The sequence below is a fragment of the Flammeovirga sp. EKP202 genome (assembly GCF_014534745.1).
Lineage (GTDB): Bacteria > Bacteroidota > Bacteroidia > Cytophagales > Flammeovirgaceae > Flammeovirga.
Genome location: NZ_JACVVP010000022.1, coordinates 62,622 through 82,588, shown reverse-complemented (window position 1 = coordinate 82,588; position 19,967 = coordinate 62,622). Strand labels below are relative to the sequence as shown.

At 37.5% G+C, this 19,967-nt stretch carries 11 protein-coding genes; all 11 read left to right on the top strand.

The features are described 5' to 3' along the window. Positions 1 to 455: 455 nt before the first annotated feature. A complete protein-coding gene (locus IC221_RS14975; RefSeq protein WP_188169740.1) occupies positions 456 to 3,539 on the top strand; it encodes a SusC/RagA family TonB-linked outer membrane protein in 3,084 nt (1,027 codons plus the stop codon). An 11-nt stretch (positions 3,540 to 3,550) separates the two neighbouring features. Then, on the top strand, positions 3,551 to 5,416 hold the full coding sequence (locus IC221_RS14970; protein WP_188169739.1) for a SusD/RagB family nutrient-binding outer membrane lipoprotein: 1,866 nt from the start codon (positions 3,551 to 3,553) through the stop codon (positions 5,414 to 5,416). A 401-nt stretch (positions 5,417 to 5,817) separates the two neighbouring features. Continuing rightward, positions 5,818 to 8,085 carry a GH92 family glycosyl hydrolase gene (locus IC221_RS14965; protein ID WP_367397770.1) on the top strand — a complete coding sequence of 756 codons (2,268 nt, stop codon included), beginning with the start codon at positions 5,818 to 5,820 and terminating at the stop codon, positions 8,083 to 8,085. A gap of 236 nt (positions 8,086 to 8,321) precedes the next feature. Continuing rightward, on the top strand, positions 8,322 to 9,065 hold the full coding sequence (locus IC221_RS14960; protein ID WP_188169738.1) for a copper homeostasis protein CutC: 744 nt from the start codon (positions 8,322 to 8,324) through the stop codon (positions 9,063 to 9,065). Between the two features lie 10 nt (positions 9,066 to 9,075). Continuing rightward, positions 9,076 to 10,320, top strand: a complete 1,245-nt coding sequence (locus IC221_RS14955) for a PNGase F N-terminal domain-containing protein (RefSeq protein WP_188169737.1) — start codon at positions 9,076 to 9,078, stop codon at positions 10,318 to 10,320. Positions 10,321 to 10,387: 67 nt separating this feature from the next. Continuing rightward, complete coding sequence (locus tag IC221_RS14950) at positions 10,388 to 12,973, top strand: glycoside hydrolase family 2 protein (RefSeq protein WP_188169736.1); 2,586 nt, start codon at positions 10,388 to 10,390, stop codon at positions 12,971 to 12,973. 161 nt (positions 12,974 to 13,134) lie between these two features. Beyond that, positions 13,135 to 14,562: a glycoside hydrolase family 125 protein gene (locus IC221_RS14945; RefSeq protein WP_188169735.1), complete on the top strand. Its 1,428-nt coding sequence runs from the start codon at positions 13,135 to 13,137 to the stop codon at positions 14,560 to 14,562. Positions 14,563 to 14,621: 59 nt separating this feature from the next. Continuing rightward, entirely contained in the window at positions 14,622 to 15,719 is a 1,098-nt protein-coding gene (locus IC221_RS14940) for a carbohydrate-binding family 9-like protein (protein WP_188169734.1), read from the top strand. Positions 15,720 to 15,779: 60 nt separating this feature from the next. Next, entirely contained in the window at positions 15,780 to 16,856 is a 1,077-nt protein-coding gene (locus IC221_RS14935) for a putative glycoside hydrolase (RefSeq protein WP_188169733.1), read from the top strand. 305 nt (positions 16,857 to 17,161) lie between these two features. Further along, a complete protein-coding gene (locus tag IC221_RS14930; protein WP_223241394.1) occupies positions 17,162 to 17,920 on the top strand; it encodes an endonuclease/exonuclease/phosphatase family protein in 759 nt (252 codons plus the stop codon). A 10-nt stretch (positions 17,921 to 17,930) separates the two neighbouring features. Then, the gene (locus IC221_RS14925) at positions 17,931 to 19,964 is read left to right on the top strand and encodes a glycoside hydrolase family 97 protein (RefSeq protein ID WP_188169732.1); all 2,034 of its coding nucleotides are present in this window, start codon (positions 17,931 to 17,933) and stop codon (positions 19,962 to 19,964) included. Positions 19,965 to 19,967 lie beyond the last annotated feature (3 nt).

Here is a 19,967-nt window from a genome sequence, read left to right as displayed (position 1 = left end):
AGACTATTAATAAACACGACAACAACATTATAATCTAATCATAAATTATAACACTAAGTTTATAAAATTTACAAATTTTTATCTATTCGTAATTAAATAAAATCTGAGTATCAATTTTCTATTCGTTAAACTGATTTCAAATAATTTTATCAATGGAGTTTATGGAGTAGTGATGGGGATAACAATCTCCAAGACCTTGTTCTTTGTGAATTGAAGCCTTTCAATTTCATTTATTGAGCATTGCCGTACACTTTATGCTTATGCATTAATCAATAGAAAATTTACTAAAAAAACAATCACTTGAGGTTGAATCTTATTCAATGATCACTGTTCGTTATGTGCTGTTTGAAAACGTATTCAGCCTCAAGTTAAGAACTAGACATTAAGTGAGGAGGACGCTCTACGCTTTCTGTTACAAACTTTATTTTCGTATCTAATCTATTTATTCGAGAAACATGAGAAAATGTTTACTACTGTTATTGAGCACTTTTTTGGTGTTGAGTAACGCCTATGCTCAAGATCGAGCTGTAACCGGTATAGTTAAAGACTCCTCTGATAATTCGCCTCTTCCTGGCGTTAACGTCTTAATAAAAGGAACTAATATAGGATCTGTTACTGACTTTGATGGTAAGTACATCCTCCAACTCTCTGAGGGACAGAATACATTAGTATTTTCTTTCGTTGGTTATCAATCACAAGAGGTTGTTGTGAATTCACAATCAAAAATCGATATTAATTTACAAGTTGATGCTGAACAGCTTGAAGAGGTTGTAGTTACCGCTTTGGGTATTGAAAGAGAAGAAAGATCTCTGGGTTATGCTGTTCAGGGTGTAAAAGCTGAAGATATGGGTAATGGTGCCGCTACTGGTAACATGATGAACTCATTGTCTGGTAAAGTGGCTGGTGTACAAATCACTCCTTCAAATGGTGCAGGTTCTGCTTCAAAAGTGATTATCCGTGGTAATGCTATGTTAGGTAGTAATAACCAACCATTATATGTAATTGACGGAGTTCCGATTTCAAATAACATCTTAGCAGATGGTAGTGATGGAGATGAGTCAGATATCTCTACAGGTGACGGTCTTTCATCATTAAACCCAGATGATATTGCTGAAATGTCAGTATTGAAAGGTGGTTCAGCAACAGCACTTTACGGTTCAAGAGCCATCAATGGTGTAATCTTAATCACTACAAAATCAGGTAAAAAAGGATCGTCAGGTGTTGATTTCTCACAAGGATTCTCAATGGACTTTATTGGAATTACTCCAAATGAGCAAAGCGTATACGGTAACGGTTCAGATGGTCGTCTAGCTTCAGATAGAGATCAGTTAGGGATGTGGGGCCCTAAAATCGAAGGACAATTAAACACAGCTTATTATGACGGTAAGGAAAGAGCACTTACGCATTACAATAATTACGATGATTTCTTCCGTACAGGTTTAACGAGTAATACATCGGTAAGTGCTTATGGATCAACTGAAAAAGGATCTATCCGTTTCTCTTACTCGAATATGGATAACCGAGGTATGGTTCAAAACTCGACTTACAAACGAAACACTTTCTCAATTAAAGGTGATGTGAAATTGAGTGAGAAAATTAAAGTTGATGCTCGTCTTAACTACACCAATCAGAAAGCTAATAACAGATTGGTTATGGGTAGTTCAGTAAACTCATACATGTCAATGTTAATCGGTATGCCTTCTACAATTTCACACCACTGGTTGAAAGATTATAAAGATGATTTAGGTAGACCAATCGGTTATACCAATAACGATCAAAACCCTTATTGGTATATTCACGAGCGTAAAAATGAGGATGAGTTAAACCGTGTGGTTGGTATGACTTCAGTTACTTACAATGTCACGGAAGACTTGAAAATCTTAGCCCGTACAGGTATTGACTACGGTGCGATGAGATTGAATGTTTTAGATCCATTATATTCTCCTTGGCAACCACAAGGTAGAGCTTTTGAAAGAACAAGCCTTGAAATGGAATCAAATTCAGATTTCTTAATTTCATATAACAAGAAAGTAGGTAAATTTGATGTCAATGTGAACGCAGGTGGTGCTTATTTACATCAAATCAGAAACTTTACAGATGTAGGATCATCAAAATTCTCTTCATCTGACTTCCAAAATCCTGGAGCAGGTAGTGATGTATTTCAAGACTTCTCTACTTATGAAATGATGATGACTTCATTGTATGCAACAGCTTCAGTAGGCTATAATGGTTATTTATACTTAGATGCTTCTGTTCGTAATGACTGGGCTTCAACATTACCTATTAATAATAATTCATTCTTATATCCTTCTATTTCGGGTACATGGGTATTCTCAGACATGGATTGGAGTGTTCCTGAATGGTTGTCATTTGGTAAGTTGAGAGCTTCATGGGCTCAAGTAGGTTCTCATACAGATCCTTATAGTTTGTATTTACAATATGATATTGACAACTGGGATCACAACGGCTTAAATTTCGGTAACATCAAAGGCAATGATATTCCAAACGCCAACTTAAAGCCAGCAATCCAAACTTCTTATGAATTTGGTATGGACTTAAGATTATTCAATGATAAATTAGGAATTGATGTTGCACGTTATTCATCATCTTCTGTAAACCAAATTATCCCTGTATCTATCTCGGATGTATCAGGATATGACAGAGCAATCATCAACGCAGGTGAGATTGTGAATAGAGGTTGGGAATTTGCAATGGATTTCAAAGCAATTGATAAAGGAAACTTCAAGTGGACTACAGCTTTAAATGCAGCATATAACTATAACGAAGTAGTTTCATTAACAGAAGGCGTAGATTTCTATGAAATTGCTTCAGCAGGTGGTATTTCTATCCAAGCCAATCCTGGTCAAGCTTACGGAGCATTAGTTGCGAAGAAAGCATTAAGAACTCCTGAAGGAGGATTTGTAGTCGACGGTGAAGGTCGTATCATGCAAGAAGATGAGCCTTCAATCATCGGTAACGGTGTACAGCCTTGGATGGCAGGTTGGAGAAACACATTCAACTATAAAAACTTAAGCTTATCAATCCTTATTGACGGTAAGTTTGGTGGCGATATCTACTCTTCAACAAATGCTTCAATGTACATTTCTGGTAAGCATGAAAACACAGTGGCAGGAAGAGAAGAATTCTACAATGGAGGTGCTTGGAATCCTGGCAACCTTTACTCAGCTGTAGAAGGAGACAATGGAGATGTTACTTATGAGAAATTTGAAGGTAACGTAGATCCACAACAGTATTGGGGGCGTTATGGAGGAATTGCAGAGTTTAACTTATACGATGCATCTTTCATCAAGCTTAGAGAGGTTTCAGTTTCGTACATGTTCCCTAAGCAATGGATGCAAAAAACTCCAATCAAAAACTTAAGCCTAACTGCTTCAGCATTTAACGTAGGTTACTTATGGAAAAGTACTCCAAATGTTGACCCTGAAGCAAGTTTCAGTTCAAGAAATGTATCGGGTGTTGAGTCAGCGACTTTAGCACTTCCAAGAACATTGAACTTCAAGTTAAATGCTAACTTCTAAAAGTTGAAAAAATGAAATTAAGAAATATATTACTAGCGGCAACTGTTGCTGCATCATCACTAATGGGTTGTACTCATAGATTTGAAGAGATAAATGACAACCCTTGGACATCAAACGACATCGATGTAAAACATGTCATGGCCTTTACTCAAGCAAAAATGTACGCTTCAGGTCACGAGGCTTGGAGATCATCTATCATTATGGGTGGAGCTTACGCTCAAAATACAGCTTGTCTTTACTCAACTGGTATGGGATTCACTACCAATGATGGTTATACTGAACCTACCTTCTCATTATTGTTTAAAGATATCATCAAGAACATTGAGGATTCAAAAGTAAGACTTGAGCAAGAAGAAGGAGTGGATCATTACATTGCTCAGTTTGATATCATCAAGGTGGTGAATATGCTTCGTGCTACTGAACTGTATGGTGATATTCCTTACTCAACTGCAGGTAAAGGCTTCACAGAAGGCATCTATTACCCAGTATACGAATCTCAAGAGGAAGTATTGGAAATGATGGTGATAGACTTATTGAATGCAAGAACTGCAATAAAAGCTTCTTCAGCTGAACAATTTACTTCTCACGATGCGTATGATGCTTCAACAGATAAGAAAGATCAGTACACTAAATTAGCCAATTCTTTATTGATCAAGATTGGTATGTTGATGTCAGAAGCTAATCCTGCTAGAGGTGCTGAGATCTTCAAAATGGGTTACAATGATGATGGAGGTTACATTTCATCATGGGCTGACGCTTCTTATGTAAGACATGTTGAGGCAGGTGGCCCTTGGGGACAGCACGTAAACGGTATTGGTATCGCTGTAGAAGGACAAGTAGGTGGTTTCTCACATGCCTTCCTTTCAGAAGCAGCATTGAAATACATGCAATCTCACCATGATCCTCGTATCTTCAGAGTTGTAGCACACTGTGACTATGTAGAAGGTGTGAGTAAAGCAGTAGATAACCCTTCACTATACCACAACTTTGATCCATTTGCACAAGCAGGAGAAGAAGGTGAGTTCAAGAAAGTACACTTCAGAGGTGTTCGTTTCGGTGACAACGGAGATGGCAATAGAGGCCTATTCTATAGAAAAGATACGGATGCAACACAACAAGCTGCATTCTGGAGAGATCAAAATGCGGGTGAAAGATCAGCTTATACTTTCCAAAATGAAGGACAGTTTATCACGCTTGCAGGTATGAACCCGGCAACTTTCAACAGAACAATGCCTTCGATTATTGTAGGTGCGGATGAAATTGCATTCTTAATTGCTGAGGCTTCCACTATTCCAGCTTACGGTATCAATGATGATGGTGCTTTTAGAAGAGGTGTAGAATTAGCGATTTCAAAATATGACGCTCTTGGTTTTGGTGGTGGAGATTATGAGAACAATTTCTCAAATCTTTACAAAGAACAAACTAATCCAGATTACAATCAAAATGAGAACAAAACTCAATATGTGAATGATGCAGTAGCAAGATATAATGCGGCAGCAGACAAACGTGATATTGTAGTGACAGAACACTGGTTATCACAAATCGGTAATGGATATACTTCATTTACTTTAGTCAACCGTACTGGTGGTCCTTCATTCTTGAACAAAGTTGTTCCTGTAGAGGAAAGAGATTATGATCTCCCTTCATTTGATAAAGATCCAATTGAAAATACAGACGCAACTTTAGATGGAACATTTGAAGTAGTATTACATAGAGGTGGTGTAACTGATTATACTAGACCATCACGTTTCCCTTATCCTAACAAAGAGTTAAACGCGAATGGTGAAAATGTGAGTGCCGCAATGCAAAGACAGAGAGGCTCAATATCAGAAGCAACTCACTTTATTGCAGTACCACAATGGTACAGTAAGAAGTAGTGAAAAAATTCGAAACCCTGAATTATCAGGAATACGAATAAGCTAATAAGTAAACGCATAATTATGAGGTTCAATATACTATATTGAACCTCTTTTTTTCAGGTTGGGTTGGTTAGCTCTTCTTTTATCAATTGATCATCAATTAGGTATTGCTTAGTATTCTAACTTTTACTTGTGTTGTTTTGTGAGTTGATACGTATTTTACTTGTATTTTATCTGGTTTCTAAAGTGTATGCTCTATTACATTTAGATATTGTCGACTTGTTTGCAAAGGTTAAGAAATGAATGCATGTTTTTGCATGTTTTAATGCATGAATGTCTCTGTTTTTTTTTATTTTTGCTGTATAAAGAACACTTTATGATAACCGAACCTTTATTAATCATACTTTAAATTAATTACCGTGTCGATCTTAAAATACATCAAAAATAGCTTAAAAGTCATTGTTTTCACGCCGTTGGTTGTGATGAGTGCATGTACTTCTGAAGTGCCGAAACAGGCATCCCATCAAAAACTAGTAGATTTTGTAGATCCTTTGATCGGCACAGGTGAGCATGGACATACTTTCCCTGGTGCAACTTTGCCTTACGGTGGAGTACAGTGTAGTCCCATCAATGGTGTAAGCGGCTGGGATTGGGTAAGTGGTTATCATATCTCAGATTCATTGCTCATTGGTTTTGGTCATTTGCACTTGAGCGGTACAGGTATTGGAGATTTAAATGATTTAATTGTTTTACCTACTGAAAAAGAACATCAGTTGGATCCAATGGAACAAAATCGTGAGAAATTACCTTATACACAGCGTTACTCTCATGATAATGAAGTAGCTGTACCGGGTTATTATTCAGTTCTTTTAGAAAATAGCGGTATTCAAGCCGAGATGACGACAGGAACAAGAGTAGGTTTTCACCGTTGGACTTACCCTCAATCGGCCAAAAAGCCATCGATGATTGTTAATCTTGGTTTTGCGGTCAACTGGGATGGAGTGACTAAATCATCATTAACTCAAATTGATGATTATAGTGTAAAAGGAGAAAGATTTTCTAAAGGTTGGGCTGAGGATCAAAGAGTATATTTTGAAATGAAATTTTCTCAACCCATCGATAAAATTAATATTGAAAAAGAAGGAGAGAGGTTAGTAGCTCAAATTTTCTTCAAAAATGTTGATAATCAACGTCAAGTAACAGCGGCGGTAGGTGTTTCTTCTGCTACTTTAGAAGGAGCTCATGTTGCTTTAGAGCAAGAAGCAAAGGGTTACGATTTCGATTTGAAGAAACAAGAGGCAAGTGATGTTTGGGAAGAGGCGTTAAGTCAAATCAAAATTACAACGAAGGACGAAAAATCAAGAGAGATTTTTTATACAGCATTATACCATTCAAAAATAGCCCCTGTAACGCATTCTGATGCACAAGGGAATTATAAAGGAGCGGACCATAAACTGCATCATGCAGATGGATTCAGATACTACAGTACATTTTCTCTTTGGGATACTTTCAGAGCGGTTCATCCTCTATCGACCATTATTGAGTCTGAGAAGAGAAATGCTGATTTTATCAATTCAATGTTGGCTCACTTCGATGAAACTGGACTTCTGCCTGTATGGGCATTGGCAGGTAATGAAACCAATTGTATGACAGGATATCATGCAATGCCTGTTTTGGCTGATGCGGTTTTAAAAGGAATTGAAGGAATCGATCCAAAGCGTGTATATGAAGCGATGAAAGTGACTTCAATGCAAGATGAGCGTGATTTGAAAGCGTATAAGAAATATGGTTTTATTCCATCTGATAAAGGTGGTGAGTCAGTGACAAAAACATTAGAATATGCTTACGATGACTGGTGTATTGCTCAGGTGGCAAAACACGTAGGTGATGATGCAGGGTATGCAGAATACATGAAACGTTCGGAAGGTTATAAACCACTTTTCGATCCTGAAACAGAATTTATGAGAGGGCGCTTGACGAATGGTACTTTCAGAACTCCATTTGATCCGGCAGAAGCAAACCATAGAGAAAATACCGATTACACTGAGGGTAATGCATACCAACATAGTTGGTTTGTATTACAAGATGTTCAAGGTTTGATTGATTTGTTCCCTTCTAAAGAAGCGTTTGTATCTAAATTAGATGAATTGTTTACAGTTTCATCAGAACTAACGGGCGATAATATATCTCCTGATATTACAGGATTAATTGGTCAGTATGCTCATGGTAACGAGCCATCGCACCATATTGCCTATCTATACAACTATGCGGGTGAAGCATGGAAAACACAAGAAAAAATACACGAAATTCTGTTTACACAATATGATAATACTCCTGAGGGAATCAGTGGTAATGAGGATTGTGGTCAGATTTCAGCATGGTATGTATTCAGTAGCCTAGGTTTTTACCCCGTAAACCCTGCTCAAGGAATATATGTGATTGGTACTCCAATTTTTGAAGAAGCAGTCATGAAAACTTCGAGTGGAAATGAATTTAAAGTAATTGCTAAAAACGTATCAAAAGAAAATAAGTATATCAATAAAATCATATTAAACGGTCAATCGATAGATCGTTTATATATCACTCATCAAGAGATCATGAGTGGAGGAGTAGTAGAGTTTGAAATGACAAACACGCCGAATAAACAATTAGGTGTGTCGAGCTCTATTCCGATGAATGCATTATAATTAAAAACCTAAAAACATGTTTGGATAAAAGTAGGTCCCAATCATGTTTTCAATTCAATGAAAAATAGAATCATAAAGAACACGTTTTATGACGCTATTTTTCATTGACGATAAATCAAAATATTAACCATATATAGCTTAACAAAGCTAATAAAACCAAAGAAAGAGAGTGAGATTGAAGAGTACTAAAGCATACTTTTCATAAGGACTAACTCATTTCTCTTTTACAAAAGATTATGAACGTAACATTAGAAATTTGCTCATACACGGTGGACTCCGCCATCAATGCCCAAAAAGGAGGGGCAGACAGAATTGAGTTGTGTGGAGGAAGGCTTGAAGGAGGTACGACACCGAGTGAAGGTATGATGAAATTGGTAAGAAAAAGTGTAGATATTGATGTTTACCCGATTATTAGACCCAGAGGTGGCGACTTCTATTTTACCGATCTAGAGTTTGAAGAGATGTTGGAAGACATCAAAACCGCTAAAAGATTAGGTATGAATGGAGTGGTGATTGGGGCACTTACTGCAAATGCTGAAATAGATGTAGATAGGTGTAGAGTACTGGTAGAAGAAGCCAAACCTTTGGGTGTCACTTTTCATAGAGCTTTTGACATGGCAAGAGATTCTCACAAAGCATTAGAAGATTTAATTGGTCTTGGTGTGGATAGAGTATTGACGTCAGGTCAGATGATGACGGCTCCTGAGGGAGTTGAGGTATTGAAAGGTTTAGTAAAACAAGCCGATAGCCGTATTGAGATTATGGCAGGGAGCGGTGTTTTACCAAAAAATGTAAAGGAAATTATAGAAAAAACTGGGGTAACTGCAGTGCATTCTTCCGCTTCAAAATTGGTAGATAGTCAGATGACTTTTAAGAACAATGGAGTAGCAATGAGTAAAGAAAGTACTGGCTCAGAATATTTAAGAGCGGTAACATGTGATAAAACAGTAGAGTCGCTCAAAAATGAAATAAATAAATAGACGACAGCAAATGAAACAGCAAATTCTTCAACTACTCGCTTTAACTGTATTAATGGTAAGCTGTGGACCTAAAGAAATTCCATCTATAGGTGACAAAGTTTATCATGTATTTGATCAAGAGCACCTTTACTTTGATCCTGAATTGACAAAAGACGGCATTAGAGTAAGTGATACGGAACCCTTCTATATTGAATCAGGACGTATCATGCTTCGTAAACTAAATATTCCAAAATTCGAACGTGAAACCAAAGTCTCTATTATAGTAGAGGAAACTTCAGCAGGTGATCGTTGGGATAAGGCAGGGTCCGTGTTTGTAATGGATGCCAATGGAGTGAATATGTTGACGGTAGCTCAAAAGCAATACAAGTTGAAGCATAGCGATGATGCCGAACAAACGGATAATTATCCGGGTATGATTGCAGAAGGAGAATACAAACCTGCTGTGGAATTGATGCGTTTTATGACACCGTTTGGAGTGGGGCATTATTCAAAGCAAGATACTTCAAAATACCCTAACAGAATGCCGGTTTATATTGATGGATGGGCAGAAAAGGCGATGTGGAAACAGGATATCACTCAGCTTTTACCTTTATTGGAAGGAGAGGTGTATATCGGTGTTCACATTGACACTTGGACCAAAGAGGGGTATAATGTAGATGTGAAATTACGATTTGATGAATCTGAAAATGCCTATGCACCTGCCAAGAAACGTTGGGTAGCTCCAGTATTAAACTCTGTAAGATATATTCCGCCTCAAAGAGGTTGTGATAAATTCCAAAGAGCAGATATGGGTACTTCTGTAGAAATTCCTGAGAATGCTAAAGATGTTCAGTTGGCGTATATCACTACGGGGCATGGTGGACATTCTGGAGGAGATGAGTTTGTCCCTACAGAAAACATCATTAAATTAGATGGAGAAGAATTCTTCAAGTTCACACCTTGGAGAACCGATTGTGCCTCTTTCCGTAGATTTAATCCTACATCAGGAGTTTGGTTGAAGAAGAGAAATGTAGATTACATTGACTGGGAAGCAAAAGGCTACAGAACGAAAGAAATTGAAGAGCCGGAAGCATCATCGGATTTGTCAAGATCTAACTGGTGCCCAGGTTCAGATGTACCACCTATGATCATTCCGATGGATAAAATTTCGGGGCAACATGAGATTACGGTGAGTATGCCAACAGCACAAAAACTGAAGGAAGGAGAACAAAACTTCTGGTTTGTTTCTGCTTACTTGTTTGGTGAATTAAATTAATACCAAGAAATATAAGACTAGCTCAAGGCACGATCGCCTTGGGCTATTTTAGCATAAATGAAATAAGATGAAGAACATTACTTACCTAACTTACGCATTTCTATCACTACTAATTTTGAGTTGTTCAACAGATTGGGAAAGCCCAGAGCAATTGAAAAAATCTTATCCTTTACATTCCGATTGGGAATTCAAACAAGCCAATAAGGAGCAATGGTACCCTGCGACCGTTCCGGGAGTAGTGCACACTGACTTATTTCAAAATAAACTAATTGAAGATCCATTTTACCGTCAAAATGAAAAAGATTTACAATGGATTGAAGAAGAAGATTGGGTTTACAAAACAACTTTTGACTTACCGACTTCTTTCAAAGAAAATCAACATTTTGCCTTAAATTTCGAAGGTCTAGACACCTATGCTGATGTAACATTGAATGGCAAAAAGGTGATCTCTTCCGACAACATGTTTGTGGGGTACAACAAAGAAGTAACCTCACTATTAAAGGAGAAAGGAAATGTACTGGAAGTCTATTTTCATTCACCTATCAAAATAACAAAACCACTTAGAGAGCAAGCAGGCTTTGAATATCCTGCCGACAATGATGCAAGAGAGGAAAAATACAGTATTTACTCTCGTAAAGCACCTTATTCGTTTGGTTGGGACTGGGGTCCGCGTTTTGTGACTTCAGGGATTTGGAGACCTGTAGAATTAGTGGTTTGGAACAGTGCCCAAATTAATGACGTTCACTTACAGCAAGTGAGCTTGACAGAAGAAAAAGCAAAGTTGAAAGCTACGGTTGAAGTAAAATCAAGTGTAGTGGGAGACGCCAATATCCGCTTGACTAACAGTTCATCTACTTTCTCATCTGAAGAGAAAAAAGTGATGTTGAATAAAGGCTTGAATGTGATCGAATTGGAAGCGGAAGTTGAGAACCCAGAATTATGGTGGCCAAATGGTTTGGGTGAGCAAACAAGATACGAGATCATCACACAATTGAATGTAGACGGTGATTTTGTGGATCAAGAATCACATAAAATTGGTTTTAGAACTGTGGAAGTGATCAACGAACCGGACAGTATTGGTGAAAGTTTCTTTGTGAAAGTCAATGGACAGCCCGTATTTATGAAGGGTGCTAACTACATTCCACAAGACAGTTTCTTGCCATCAGTGACAAAAGATCGTTACGATTGGATGATCGAAAGTATGGTAAGAGCACACATGAACATGGTGCGTATGTGGGGTGGAGGAATTTACGAAAGTGATTACTTCTATGATCAATGTGATGAAAAAGGACTTTTAGTATGGCAGGACTTTATGTTTGCTTGTACAATGTATCCGGGGGATAAAGACTTTATCAGAAAAGTAAAAGAAGAAGCGGCTTACAATATTAAGCGTTTAAGAAATAGACCATCATTGGCTTTATGGTGTGGTAATAATGAGGTTGGTGTAGCTTGGGATAACTGGGGCTGGCAAGATTCTTATGGCTGGTCTGAAGAAGTACAAACAAAACTGAAAGAAGATTACAATAGATTATTTAAAGAAGTATTGCCAGATATGGTGAAAACATATGATGAAGGCCGTTTCTATTATCCTTCATCACCAATTTCAAACTGGGGTAATTTAGAAGACTTCACCATTGGAGATAACCACTTCTGGGGCGTTTGGCATGGAAAATATCCATTTGAAAGCTTCAAAGAATATGTTCCTCGCTTTATGAGTGAATATGGTTTCCAGTCTTTTCCATCTTTCAAAGCCATCAAGAAATTCACAATCGAAGAGGATTGGGGCTTGGAAACGGATGTGATGAATACGCATCAGAAAAGCTATACAGGTAATGGTTTGATTAAAGTCTATATGGAAAGAGATTTTAATGTACCCACTGACTTTGAAGACTTTGTTTACGTGGGCCAATTGCTTCAAGCGGATGGTATGCGTCAGGGTTTTGAGATCCACCGTAGAAGAATGCCTTACTGTATGGGTACGTTGTACTGGCAACTGGATGATTGTTGGCCTGCTGCTTCTTGGTCGTCAATTGATTACTATGGAGAGTGGAAAGCATTACACTATGCGGCGGAAAGAGCATTCCAACAACAGTTGATTTCTACTGATATTGAAGATGAATTATTGGCGGTATGGTTAGTCAATGATGAGTGGAAAGACTTTGGAGCAACCTTGAATGTAAAGTGGAATACATTTGAAGGAAAAGAAATAGCGAAAAAGTCTTTACCGATCAAAGTAGATGGTAACACCTCTAAGGTAGTTTTAGAAATTACTTTGGAAGAGCTTTTAGGTAGAAAATCAACATTACAAGAAAGAAAATCAATGTACTTAACCTTAGAAGCTGTTGATGCTAAAGGAAAAGTGATAACGAAAAACTATGCTTTCTTCGTCAAACCAAAAGATCAGATTTTGCCAAAAGCAAACATCACGACAACAGTTATTGAAAACGGAAATGAATTAAAAATCAAGCTGCAATCAAATGCTTTTGCAGAAAGTGTAGCATTGAGTTTAGAGGGGGAAGCAACCGCGCATTTCTCGGATAATTATTTCCACTTAGAAGCAAATCAAGAGAAAGTAATTACAGTAGAAAGAACAACAATTACAGCTGAAGAATTGAAACAAGCATTAGAAGTTAAATGCTTGAATAACCTATAAGATTTACCCCTTGAACCAAATAAATATTAGCCCCATGACAGTAGTCTTGGGCTAATAAGGTTCTTGAAATGATGTTGGTTCATTTACATCGTACCAAAAATGGCTGTAAAAAGTAACTATCAACAAAACTAATTTAACTATAACAAACCAAGTAGATTGAAATGAAACGTAGAGATTTTATCAAAACAACAGGATTATTTACAACAGGCTTAACCATGGCAGGGGGTACCACTATGGCCTCAGCAATGTTTGAAGAAAAATACCCATCCCATAGACCTATAGTTGCTGAAAGAAAATTCACTTCCGATGCAGTCGAAAAAATTATCAAAAAGGTAGCCAAGAAAATTGGAGATGATGAACTCCGATGGATGTTTACCAACTGCTACCCTAATACTATAGATACCACTGTTGAATTCACCATGAAGGGAGACCGACCGGATACTTTTGTGATCACCGGAGATATTCCTGCCATGTGGCTGAGAGATTCAACAGCACAAGTTTGGCCTTACCTTCCTTTAGCCAATGAGGATGATAAGTTGAAAACCATGATTAAAGGTTTGGTGAACCGACAAGCTGAATGTGTTTTGTTGGACCCTTATGCCAATGCTTTTGAGAAAGATCCTACAGTAAAATCAAAATGGGCTGAAACGGACATTACGGATATGAAGCCTGGAACTCATGAAAGAAAATGGGAGATTGATTCATTATGTTATGCTGTGAGATTAGCGAATGGTTATTGGAAGAAAACAGGAGATGCTTCCATTTTTGATGCTACTTGGCAACAATCAGCAAAACTGATTGTCCAGACTTTCAAAGAGCAACAGCGTAAAGACGGAGTAGGGCCATATACTTTTTCAAGGGTAACTCAAAAATACGAAGATACCATGGCCAACTGGGGAGCTGGAGCCTCTATGAAACCATGTGGATTGATCGTCTCTTCATTCCGTCCCTCAGATGATTCTACTTTATTACCATTTCTTATTCCATCCAATTTATTTGCGGTAGCGTCATTAAAACAGTTGGCTGATATTTATACCAATGTAGTCAAAGACAACGCATTTGCTGATGAATGTCTGGCTTTAGCTGAAGAAGTAGATAATGCCATTAAAAAATATGGCACAAAAGACCACTTAGACTTTGGTGAAATTTTAGCCTTTGAGGTCGATGGTTTTGGTAACCAGTACTTTATGGATGATGCCAATGTGCCAAGTTTACTTTCAATGCCTTATTTGGATTGCATGGATGCTGATGACCCTTTATATCAAAGAACTAGAAACTTTGTATGGTCAGAGAATAACCCTTATTTCTTTAAAGGAAAATACGAAGGAATTGGCGGCCCTCACGTAGGTTTGGATTATGTATGGCCAATGTCAATTATTCAAAAAGGACTCACTTCAGAAGATCCACAAGAATTAAAATGGTGCTTGGAACAATTGAAAGCAACGCACGCTGATACTGGTTTTATGCATGAATCTTTCCATAAAGACAATCCTGAGAAATTTACACGTTCATGGTTTGCATGGACCAATACTTTATTTGGTGAATTAGTGTATAAAATATATCAAACTCACCCTGAATTACTGAAATAATACAAACGAGTCTCAAGGTCGATTTCAATTGGTCTTGAGGCTATGATACCTAATTAAAAATGATTTTAAGACTAATCTCTATCCTCAGTGTTATCACTCTTTTTGTAGCCACTTCAACTTTGGCTCAGAAGTACCCAACACCTGAAAGTTATTTGTGTTATCAATCTACAACCCCTATCAAAATTGATGGTGTTTTGGACGAAGAAGATTGGGCAAATGCTGAATGGACGCAGGACTTTGTTGATATTGAAGGAGACAAACAACCCAATCCGCCATTTCAAACAAGATTGAAAATGTTGTGGGATAAAGATTACTTGTATATCGCTGCTGAGTTGGAAGAACCTCACCTTTGGAGTACGATTACCGAAAGAGACGCAGTGATTTATTTTGACAACGATTTCGAAGTTTTTCTTAATCCTGTTCCTACGTCTTCTCAATATTACGAGTTTGAAATGAACTTGCTCAATACCGTTTGGGATTTGATGATGACTAAACCGTACAGAGACGGAGGGAAGTTTATGAATTCATGGCAGATTGAAGGCTTAAAGTCAGCAGTAAAAATGTATGGCACTTTGAATGATCCATCAGACAAAGATGAAAAGTGGACATTGGAAATTGCCTTTCCATGGAATGTAATTGCTCAGGAACACCCTTTAGCCATTTTCCCAAAAGAAGATACACGTTGGAGAATCAATTTCTCAAGAGTAAACTGGGACTTGGAAGCAAAAGAAGGGGAGTACACCAAAAAAATCAATCCTGATACAGGAAGACCTTACCCGGAACACAATTGGGTGTGGTCACCACAAGGAGAGATAGCCATGCACATGCCGGAACAATGGGGTTACCTTCATTTTACAGAAAGTAAAGTAGGAGAGAAAGTCAGTAAAGAAATCAAAGAAACGGAAGGGGAAAGACTACACCGTCATTTATATGATATTTATTATAAACAAAAGAAATACTTTATAACAAATAGAGTGTATGCTAAAACCTACGAAGAATTGGGAGGAGTCGACAAAATGTACTTTGACGGAGAAGAAGTGACCCCAAAAATGGAACTTACACTGACCGGTTTTCAATTGGTATTGGAAGTGCCTCAGGAAAAGAAGATTTACGTGATCAGAGAAGACAGTTCTACTGATATAATTGAAATGAATTAGAGTATATTTATAAGCCAAAAAGAAATCTTATAAATACTCGTAAATACTACTACACATAAAATGGAGAAAAGAGAATTTCTTAAAATCGCAGGACTAGCAACAGCAGGGGCCGTATTAGGGCTTCCCGTACTAGCAAAAGGAAAAAAGCTTCCAACACGTTGGATGTGGCTTCATGCACACGATGACTGGACTGACACTCAATGGGGAGAGAAATTGGATGTACTCAAAGACTGCAACATTGAAGGTGTTCTTTTAGGAGGAAATGAAGCTTCTTACAAAAGAATGTATCCATTACTGAAAGCAAGAAACATTGAAATGCACGCTTGGATGTGGACACTCAACAGAAATGGAGATAAAATAGCCAAGCAAAATCCAGATTGGTACGCAGTAAGTGGCGATGGACGTTCATGCTATGAGTACCATCCTTATGTAGATTACTACCAATGGGTTTGTCCTTCTAAAGAAGAAGTTCAAGAACATATCATCAAGCAAGCTGTTTCATTAGCTAAAATTGAAGGTGTGCAAGGAGTTCATTTGGATTACGTGCGTTATTCAGATGTTATTTTGGCGTCTTCATTACAGCCACTTTATGGAATTGTGCAAGACAAAGAATATCCTGAATGGGATTTCTGTTATTGTGAAACTTGCCGTCAGAAATTCAAAGAAGAGTCAGGTATCGATATCAAAGAACTGAAAGACCCCACTGCATCTGAAGAATGGCGTCAGTATCGATACGATTCCGTTACACGATTGGTGAACAAAATTTATGATGCGGTCCACAAAGAAGGAAGTGTGCTTTCAGCCGCTGTTTTCCCTTACCCGGACTTAGCCAGAAAAATCTGCCGTCAATCATGGGATGATTACAAGTTGGACATAGTGTTTCCAATGATTTATAATAATTTCTATGAGGAACCAATTGACTGGATCAAATTTGCGACAGAACAAGGCGTTTCAGATGTAAAAGGGAAATTCAAAGAGCCATTGATTACAGGACTTTATACGCCTGCTTTACCAAAACAAGAGGATATGGAAGAGGCCATTAAATTGGCCAAAAAAGGTGGAGCTAAAGGTTTTGCGATCTTCGACCTTGCTGGAATGCAAGAACCTCATTGGAAAGCCCTGAAGAATGTGAAATAACTCCTTCTGATTTATATATATAGCTTTATCCCGATTTCCGACTTTGTGTTGGAGATTGGGGTTTTTGTTGTGTATATAACAAGGTAAACGCTCTTAAAATGTGGTATAGTGAAATATCATCTTTTAGACTGATAAAATAGCTTAATTTTGTTATCAATGCTAAATGAATCACTGTATTACGCTTTTTCTATACAAAATTGAAGAAAACTTCAGATGAACAGGAAATGAAAAAAATACTATTCTTATCACTCTTGCAAACATGTTTTGTGATAGGGCTGTTTGCTCAAAATAAATCCATTAACGTCATGAGTTTCAACATTAGAATGAATACTCCTAATGACGGTGATAATGCATGGCCGCACCGTAAACAATGGGTGGGTGATGTCATAAAATTCAATAACGTAGCTATTTTGGGATGCCAAGAGGTTTTGGTAGATCAATTACATGATTTAGAAAATGAATTGCCCCATATGTCTTATGTCGGTGTAGGCAGAGATGATGGAAAAGAAGGTGGAGAGTTTTCTCCGATTTTTTATGATACAAAAGAATTTAAACTCATTGAATCAGGAACATTTTGGTTGTCTACAACACCAGAAGAACCAAGCAAAGGTTGGGATGCCGCTCTTCCTAGAATTTGTACCTGGGCCAAATTAAAACATAAACATTCCAAGAGAACTATGATTGTGATGAATACACATTATGATCATATGGGAGACGAAGCCAGAGTAGAGTCTTCAAAGTTAATAGCTCAAAAGGCACAAGAATTTTCGAATAAAGGGAAAATATCAGTCGTGTTAATGGGTGATTTAAACAGTACTCCTAATTCAACGGCAGTCATGGAATTACAAAATGTATTTCAAGATACGAAAACATTAAGCCTAACAACTCCACTAGGTCCTACAGGTACTTTCCAAGCATTTGATTATAATGCAGCTTTAAAAGATCAGATTGACTTTATAATGACTTATGGTTATTTTAAAGTATTAAGATATGCTCATATTGCTGAGGCAAGAGATCATAAATTCCCTTCAGACCATTTACCAGTTTTTGTAGAAATCCAATAATTATCAATCAATGAATAAATTAAAAATAGTACTTTATGTCTTCTTCGTAAGTTTGTTCATGAGTTCGTGTACACCAACTTACCTTACTTCTACCTCTCCTGATGAAACTTTGATTTTAGAATTTGATTTAGATGATGAGGGAAAGCCGTGGTACCAAGTGACATGGAATGGAACTCCCATCGTAAAACAATCTTACCTAGGTTTTGATCTCAAAGACCAAGCACCTTTAAAAGGAAACTTTAAAGTGGTAGGGGAGTTACGAAATACTTTAAATCAAACATGGGAACAGCCTTGGGGAGAGAATAAAAAAGTATTAGATCATCACAATGAGTTGACTGTATTTTTAGAGGAGAAGGATGGTGCGAAAAGAAAAATGAATATTATTTTCAGACTTTTCAATGATGGTATTGGCTTCCGTTACGAAATCCCCGAACAACCTAACTTAAAGGATTTTGTGATTATGAACGAAAACACTCAGTTTGTGCTTAACGATAATCATGATGCATGGTGGATTTGGGCTGATTATAATACCTATGAAAAGTTATACAACCAAACAGATGTAGATTCTGCTACTTGGGTAGCGACTCCAGTAACTTTTAAGACAAAAGACAACCTTTATATTTCTTTGCATGAGGCTGCATTAACGAATTATGCAGGCATGACATTGAAATTAGATGACAATAAGAAATATACTTATAATGCTGCATTAGTACCTTGGTCAAATGGTGATAAAGTGAGAGCGACAGCTCCTATGAAAACACCTTGGAGAACGATACAAGTAGGGCAAAAGGCTGCAGATTTAGTCAACTCTAACATTATAGTAAACCTTAACGAACCTTCTAAAATCAAAGATCCTTCTTGGATTCAGCCAATGCAATATTTAGGGATCTGGTGGGAATTCCACATCGGTACCAAAGAGTGGAAAGAAGGACCAAGACAAGGTGCCACGACAGCATCTGCAAAAAAATACATTGATTTTGCTTCTGAAAATAATATTGGGGGTGTAGTAGTAGAAGGCTGGAACTCTGGTTGGGATAAATGGGGACAAAAAGACGCCTTTGATCATATCACTCCCGCAAAAGGTTATGACTTAGAAGAAGTTGCCAACTATGCTCAGGATAAAGGAGTTTACTTGATCATGCACAATGAAACAGGTGGCGATATTCCTGCTTATGAAAAATACATGGATGAGGCGTTCAAACTGTATGAAAAACTAGGGATTCATGCTTTGAAAACAGGGTATGCTGGAGGAATTTATCCTAGAGGAGAACATCATCATGGTCAGTTTATGGTGAACCATTATAGAAAAGTCGTTGAAAAGGCAGCTCAACATAAAATCATGTTAGATGCCCATGAACCCATCAAACCCACAGGTATTCGAAGAACATGGCCAAACATGATGACTAGAGAAGGTGTAAGAGGTATGGAATGGAACGGTTGGAGTGATGGAAACCCTCCAAATCATACTGTTACGATTCCATTTACAAGGATGTTAGGTGGTCCAGTAGATTATACTCCAGGCATTTTTGATGTGAAGTATGAAAATAACCCTAATCGTGTGGCTTGGAATACTACTGCTGAGATCATGAATGAAGCGAGAGTACATACTACTTTAGTGAAGCAATTGGCATTGTCTATTATTTTGTATAGTCCTTTACAAATGGCTGCGGATTTAGTAGAGAATTATGAAAAAGAAATGAAAGCCTTTCAATTTTTATCTTCTTCTACTGCAGATTGGGATGAAAGTAAAATGTTAGCGGGTGAAATTGGAGAGTTTGCGATTACAGCAAGAAGAACTGATAAAGAATGGTTTTTAGGAGCCGCAACAGATGCAACAGGTAGAGCTGTAAGCGTGAGTCTTGATTTCCTAGAACCTAATAAACTTTATAAAGCAACTATCTATGCAGATGCACCTGGCTCAACACATCTCAACGAGCCAACAAAATACGTGATCACTGAAAAGAATGTTACTTCAAGTGAAGCAATGTTGATTCAGATGAATGCAGGTGGTGGTACAGCTATTCATTTCAAAATACTTGACTAAGTA